The following is a 2,197-nucleotide window of genomic DNA, read 5'->3' as shown; positions in this document are numbered from 1 at the left end:
TGACGGGCAGCCCACCTGCGGCCGGCTGGGACGACTCGCGGCGAGGCAGGTTCCCGGCAGGTGCGCGGGTCGGGAGCCCTGAGCCACCGGCGGAAGGCGCCCGGGTGGGAAGGCCCTGCTCCTGCTGCGGGGCCTCGTCGGCCGCAGCGGGCTCGCGGCGCACCGACAGCGGCTCGGAGGGGACGACGACCGGCGGGGTCCACACCTCGTCGGAGTCCAGTGCCGCACCTGCGAGGGCATCGGCCTGCGGCGCCAGGGGGATCGACGAGACAGCTGCCGCGTCGTCCTGCTCACGGTACTGCTGCTGGCTGGGTGCGGGGGCGGCAGCATCCGCCGTGCGCGACCGGCGTCGGGGCAGTCCCCCGCCGGTGGTCCCGTCCGTCAGCGCGCCGAGGTCGACCTCGGTCGCCGGGTTCTCGACGGACCCGACGCTCCCGGGCGCGACGTCCTGGAAACCCGCCGGCGCCGGCGCCATGGGCTGACGCTGCGGCATGGGGGTCCGCTGCGGCGGTGCCTGAGGCATGGGGGCCTGCTGCGGCGGGGCCTGCTGCGGCATGGGGGCCTGCTGGGGTGCGGGCGGCAGTGCGCCTGCGACCTGCTCGGGCCTGGGGAAGCTCTCGATCTGGGAGCTGGGGGCCAGGTTCGGCTGGACCAGCGGGATCTGGCTCGGGTCGACGAAGAGGATGCGGGGCAGGCGGACGATGGCCAGTGTGCCGGTCCCGGAGGGGCCCTGGGCCAGCTCGACCTGTGCACCCAGGCGGTCGGCGATCCGGCCGACCACGTACAGGCCCAGGCGCTGGGCACCCAGGGTGTCGGACGCGGAGGTCTTCTTCAGACGCTCGTTGGCCTCCATGATCTCCTGCGGCGTCATGCCGAGGCCCTGGTCCAGGATGGTGATGAGCACGTGCGTGTTGTCGAACCCGGTCGACACGTGCACCGGGGTGCCGGGCTCCGAGAACACGGTCGCGTTCTCGAGCAGCTCGGCGAGCAGGTGCGCGGCGGGCAGTGCGGTGTGGCCCAGCATCAGGGGGTCGACCGGCAGGTCGAGCTGGACCCGCTCGTAGTGCTCGATCTCGGACGAGGCCGTCCGGATCACGTCGGAGGTGGCCAGCGGGTCGCGCAGGCGACGCCCGGTGTCGATGCCCGCCAGGACGAGGAGCGACTCGGCGTTCCTGCGCATCCGGGTGGCGAGGTGGTCCAGGCGGAAGAGGTCCGCGAGGGTCGTGGGGTCCTCCTCGGAACGCTCGAGGGCGTCGATGAAGGACAGCTGCCGGTTGAGCAGCACCTGGTCGCGACGGGCGACGTTGACGAAGGTCTCCGCGATGGAGGCACGCAGTGCGGCCTGCTCCTGGGCGACCTCGATGGTGGTCTCGTTCACCTCGTTGAACGCGGCGGCGAGCGCGCCGACCTCGTCGCGTGAGGTGACAGGGATCTTGGTGAGCGTCAGGTCCGGGCCCTGACCGGGGACGGACACCTGCTCGACCAGGAGCGGCAGCTCGTCACGGACCTTGGCGGCGGCGACGGTCAGACGGCGCACCGGCTGGACGATCGCACGGGCGATCGCCAGGGCGACGACCACGGACACGGCCACGGCGGCCAGTGCGGCGGCGATGATGATGGCGGCCTCACGGGTCGCAGCACCCGCCGCGACGGACGCACGGTCGGCGGCCATCTGGCCGACCCGCGACTCGATGTCCGCGATGCCCTCCTCGCCCTCGCCACCGACGAGCTCGAACTCGGCGGCCTCGTACCACTGGTCGGGATCGACCGCGTTGAGGAACGCGTCGGTCAGGTTGCCGACCAGGCTGCGGAGGTTGGCGTAGGACTCGAACCCGGCGGTCGCCAGCAGCGCCGGCTCGAGGTTCAGGGTCTCGTCGTCGAGGCGGAACACCGTCACGGAGGTGTCGAACTGCAGGGCCTCGGTGCGGGCGAGCGCGTCACCCAGGGCCCGGCGCTCGGGAGCCTCCCGGGCACCGGCGAGGACCTCGCGGCCGAGGACCTGCTCGGCGCGGAACGCCTCGTAGAGCTCGGTGACGTCGGTCTGGGTGTCGACGACCACGGCCAGCTGCCGGTCGCCGAGCGCGTCGGCGACCAGGCGCGGGTACTCGACGATGCTCGCCGCCGCGTTGGTGTACGAGGAGTAGACGGTGATCATGCCGACCTGGCCCGTGTCGACGCTGTTGCGGATCGCGTCGAT

1 protein-coding gene is annotated in these 2,197 nt (G+C 72.8%); it reads right to left on the bottom strand.

Annotated features, from left to right (window positions below; translation table 11 throughout):
• Positions 1 to 2,197: HAMP domain-containing sensor histidine kinase (locus tag N869_RS16690; RefSeq protein WP_156968584.1), on the bottom strand; the 2,197-nt coding region annotated here is incomplete at both ends.

Origin of the sequence: Cellulomonas bogoriensis 69B4 = DSM 16987, assembly GCF_000767165.1 — a bacterium.
GTDB classification, from domain to species: Bacteria; Actinomycetota; Actinomycetes; order Actinomycetales; family Cellulomonadaceae; genus Actinotalea; species Actinotalea bogoriensis.
Note: the sequence above shows the minus strand (reverse complement) of the source record. Positions and strands in the feature narration are given on the sequence as shown.